Origin of the sequence: Photobacterium sp. OFAV2-7, from assembly GCF_022347985.1 — a bacterium.
Classification (GTDB): Bacteria; Pseudomonadota; Gammaproteobacteria; order Enterobacterales; family Vibrionaceae; genus Photobacterium.
This window is the reverse complement of sequence record NZ_JAKRFQ010000371.1, coordinates 1-4,733: the sequence shown is the minus strand read 5'-3', so window position 1 is coordinate 4,733 and position 4,733 is coordinate 1. Positions and strand designations below refer to the sequence as shown.

General features: G+C 45.9%; 3 protein-coding genes. 2 read left to right on the top strand and 1 reads right to left on the bottom strand.

All coding sequences use genetic code 11. The features are described 5' to 3' along the window. The first annotated feature begins 104 nt into the window (after positions 1-104). Both MHN01_RS16970 and MHN01_RS16965 read left to right on the top strand, forming a co-directional pair. Positions 105-1,613 (top strand): peptide MFS transporter, encoded by a 1,509-nt coding sequence (locus MHN01_RS16970; protein WP_239412424.1) that lies wholly within the window; start codon positions 105-107, stop codon positions 1,611-1,613. A 287-nt stretch (positions 1,614-1,900) separates the two neighbouring features. Beyond that, positions 1,901-3,409: a peptide MFS transporter gene (locus MHN01_RS16965; protein WP_239412423.1), complete on the top strand. Its 1,509-nt coding sequence runs from the start codon at positions 1,901-1,903 to the stop codon at positions 3,407-3,409. Positions 3,410-3,480: 71 nt separating this feature from the next. Here MHN01_RS16965 and MHN01_RS16960 read toward each other — a convergent pair. Beyond that, positions 3,481-4,733 (bottom strand): multiheme c-type cytochrome (locus MHN01_RS16960; RefSeq protein ID WP_239412422.1); only part of this gene is annotated, 1,253 nt, incomplete at its 5' end.

Below are 4,733 nucleotides of genomic sequence, written 5' to 3'. Positions count from 1 at the left end.
AGCGCAATAGTGATGTGCTATTTGTTTAATATTGAGATCTGATCATGAAATTATATTTCACATTGTGTTAGCTTTTATGGTGCATAATGTTGAAGGAGTATTATATGCAAGATGCAAACGCTAGGTTTCCTCTTACAGCTAGGATATTAATCCTAAGGCAATTCCTCTGGGGAGCCGCTTTCTATGGTACGTATGTCTTATTAACGAAATTCTTTCTGGTTGAGCTAAATTATAGTGAAGCCGACACGATTATGATGTTGGGGGCATTTGGTGCAGTTGGCCCTGTATTCTCAGCTGTCGGTGGTTTTGTAGCCGACCGATATATCGGTGCATTCCGGGCGGTGTATATCGGTTATACCGCTTATACAATCGGCTTCTTTACGCTTGGTCTTGGCGCTTCCCAACTCAATATTCCGATGAGTATTTTCGCCATTGCGTTAATTGGCTATGCTCGAGGGCTGTCAGCAACTTGTCCGACAGTGCTGTTCGGTAACTCCTATTCGGCAACGAATCGAGAGTCGTTCCAGCAGGGTCTAACCATTAACTATTCGATAAACAACCTGGGATCTTTTTTATCGCAGTATCTATTTCCGTTCATGGTTGCGTATCTTGCCTATCAAGGTAACTTCTTTATCTCATCGTTCCTGATGATGCTGACTCTGGTTTTATTTTTTACATTCAGAAAAAGGTTTGTTGAAGCTGGTAACGATTTAGATAAGCGTCCGGTCAGTCTGAAGGTGTGGGCTGGCTTTATTATCGGATCGGCGGTTATGCTTCGCCTAGTGTACTTTATCTTCGATAACCTGGAAGTCGGAAAATACTTGCTGTACTCACTAGGTGTCGTGGTCATTTTGTATTTCATCTATGAGATAACACGCGCAACTGTCGCCTATCGCTATAAGATGTGCTGCGTACTCATCATGATTTTTGTTTTCATGGTGTTCTATTTCTACTATGGCCAAATGCTGACGTCGATGAATATCTACGCCATCAATTTGATGGGTGATCAGTTGTTAGGCTTTATTCCAATTAGGCCAGAGTCGAACGTCGCGTTTAACCCGCTTTGGTGCTTCGTGTTGGGCGGACCGGTCATCTATCTTTATGACTGGCTCGAGAAAAAAGGTTATTCACCAACTATTCCGACTAAGTTTGTCGCAGCGTTTGGCCTGACTGCAATTGCATTTGCGCTATTGGGCCTATCAACCAGTTTTGTTGGTGACAACGGCAAGATTGCTGCTGACTGGATTTTATGGGTGAACTTCTTCCAGTCGTTTGCCGAGCTGATTGTGGGTGCGCTGGGCGCCGGTTTCATTTTTGAAATGGTACCGCGTTACTTGTCTGCGTTCTCGATGGGGCTTCGTGCTGTGGCGTTGTCGTTGAGTGGTATCGTTGCGGCGGTGATTTCGACCAAAATTGCCTTGCCAAAGGATCAGGTGTTGACGCCTGAAATTATCGAAGGTGTTTACGCCAGCTATTTCTATAACTTGGCTATTCTTGCGGTTGTGATGGCCGTTGTAACCTTGGGCTTGTCTAAACTGATCGCCAAACTGATCCGTAAAGGTGAAGAGTTGGAGCAACAGGAAGCAGGGCGGGATATTGCAACTGATCATTAATAACGACGTTTAATTATGTCGAGCGCCAGCCAGTAGGCTGGCGCTTTCAATTGGCACTATTCTGGGGTGCCTGTTGTCAGATTCCCTTTGAGCATCCCTTCTTTGCGATATGTGTCATTTTGTTCCTAAGCCTTGCACACGTTATTGATACTTTTCATATCTAGATCTCATAAATGCAAAAAAGCGCATATCCAATATGCTATTAATCGAATAACAGCGTTTTGATCATGAAACGATATCTTGCAGTGTGCTACTTTTTGCAGCGCATAATATTGAAGGAGTATAGTATGCAAGATGCAAACGCTAGATTTCCGTTTATGGCTAGAGTTTTAATCCTACGTCAATTTTTGTGGGGTGCGGCTTTTTATGGAACTTATGTACTACTAACGAAGTTTTTTCTTGAAGAGTTAAATTACAGTGAAGCAGATACTATCATGATGATGGGTGCTTTTGGTGCTGTGGGACCGGTCTTTTCTGCTGTCGGCGGTTTTGTTGCCGACAGGTACATCGGCTCATTCAGGGCGGTCTACATTGGTTATACGACTTACACCATCGGCTTTTTCTTATTGGGGTTAGGAGCCAGCGATCTCAATGTTCCTCTGAGTATTTTCTCCATTGCTTTAATTGGCTATGCCCGAGGTCTATCGGCAACCAGTCCAACCGTATTGCTCGGTAACTCTTACTCGGAAACTAACCGTGAAGCATTCCAGCAGGGCTTAACGGTTAACTATTCAATCAATAACCTGGGTTCGTTTTCATCCAAGTATCTGTTCCCGTTTTTGGTTGCCTTCCTTGCCTATCAAGGCAACTTCTACATTGCATCCGGCTTAATGTCGCTGACACTGGTGCTATTTGTCATCTTCCGTAAGCAATTTGCGGCGGTGGGTAACGATATTGACCGTCGTCCGGTTGACCTTAAAACATGGGTTTGTTTCGTAGTAGGCTCGGCGGCAATGCTAGGTTTGGTCTTTTGGGTGTTCTCGAACCTGGACGCCGGCAAATACCTGCTATACACCCTGGGCGCGTGCGCGATCATGTATTTCATTTATGAAATTACCCGTGCAACAGCAGCCTACAAATATAAGATGTGTGGCGTTCTGATCACTATCTTTATTCTGATTGTTTTCTATTTCTATTATGGTCAGATGCTCACTTCAATGAACATCTATGCGATAAATTTGATGGGCGATCAGCTACTGGGCTTCATTCCAATCCGACCGGAATCTAACGCGGCATTCAACCCGCTATGGTGCTTCATTCTTGGTGCACCTGTGATTTATATCTATGCTTGGTTGGAGAAAAAAGGGTTTTCACCAACAATTCCAACCAAGTTCGCTGCTGCCTTTGTATTTAGTGCCATGGCTTTTGCGCTGTTGGGACTGTCTACCCACTTTGTCGGAGATGATGGCAAGATCTCAGCAGACTGGATTCTTTGGGTTCACTTCTTCCAGTCACTGGCTGAACTGATTGTTGGCGCGCTAGGTGTTGGTTTCATCTTTGAGATGGTGCCACGTTACCTGTCGGCGTTTGCTATCGGCCTACGTTCTGTTGCGTTGTCGCTCAGTGGCATTCTGGCAGCGGTGATCTCGACCAGGATTGCACTGCCGAAAGATCAGGTGTTGACTCAAGAGATCATTGAAGGCGTGTATACCAGTTACTTCTATAATCTAGCCATTCTTGCTGTGGTGATGGCATTTGTAACCTTGCTGCTGTCTAAAGTGATTGCGAAACTGATCCGTAAGGGTGAAGAATTGGAGCAGCAGTCATCAGGTAATGATGTTGCGACTGATCACTAAGATTTGCTAATCAAAGTAAACGCCAACCATTGAAAATGGCTGGCGTTTATTATGGTTCCTTTCCCGATTAATTACTTCATTGCTAAAGCTTTTTTAGTTTCCCTGCTCTCAAGCGAAATAGTTGCTTGGGTAGAAGCCATGTCGACGATATCGACTTTCAGTTTTCCCTTGCCCAGTAACTCATCGACGAGTTTTTGCGGGAATGGCCAGTACTTCAGGTTGGCACTAAGGGTGATATCGCCTGTTACTTCTTCCGGAACAAGGAAGGTGTAGTCAACGATCGAGTATCCATTGGGCAGAATTCGAGTGTCCGACAGTATTCTGTCCACTTCCCAGACATTGAGATCAACCACATTGCCGTTGGCATCGCCTAGAGTGACTTTAAAGTTTTGTGTTCCTGCTTCGGTGTGCCCGTCTACAATAGCCCCAGAACGATAGATTGAAACCTGGTTTTCGGCTTTGACATCGAAATCTACCCACACTTCTCTTCCTTCAGGAAAGCCGGTAGGCAATTTGTGTCCGGCACCAACATTGGCCACTTTGACCTTGATGGTTGCCAGCTGGCCGGGAGTGAATGACTCAGGCAGTTCGATAAACTCGATGGTCGCGGCTGAGCGAAGCATTTCGCGAGCAAGCTCGGCGCTGTCGGGATCTCCGAAATACTGATGCAGGGTAGAGTTACCGCCGGTAAATTCATGAGAATAAATGTGTTCGCGCTCTTTGCCCATAATGGCAGAGCGGCCCGGATTATCTTTAATGCCAGGCCCAGGTGTCATATGACAGTCCTGACAGTGAATGCCTTTCTCGTTGTACGCACTTTCCTGCCATTCGTCGTAGGTGCGTTCGATGGGCGTACTGTTGAAAGGGTGGGAGACGTTATGGCAGACCGAACAAAACTCCGATTTGGTATGAAGATCGGAGAACTCGGTTTTGTGGTAAGGTGATACCGCATCGGTGCGCGGGCCTAATTTCACGTGCTTCTCTTTGTTGGGGGAGAGTATATAGGCGCCGTTATCATTACCGCTGATGCCTACAATGTTATGGCAAACCTCGCAGTTGACGCCGGGGAGATGCTCATCGCTATCAAGCATTTCTGCCGTTGCCTGCATGCTGGTCATTCCTATTGGGCTATGACAGGCAATACAGAAATTATCAACTTGCCCATCTGTGGCTTTGCTGGCCCGCTTGAATAACGCTTTGTAGATAGGATCCTCCCACGAGTTTGCCATCACAGAGCGTTCCCACTGCTGGTATATCTCATTGTGACAGCCTTTACAGATTTCAGGGTTTTCGAACATATCTGGGGTGAGTTGCTTGCCATTTG

Coding starts and splice junctions, on each gene's coding strand:
- MHN01_RS16970 (WP_239412424.1), top strand. CDS start 105: ATGCAAGATGCAAACGCTAGGTTTCCTCTTACAGCTAGGATATTAATC.
- MHN01_RS16965 (WP_239412423.1), top strand. CDS start 1,901: ATGCAAGATGCAAACGCTAGATTTCCGTTTATGGCTAGAGTTTTAATC.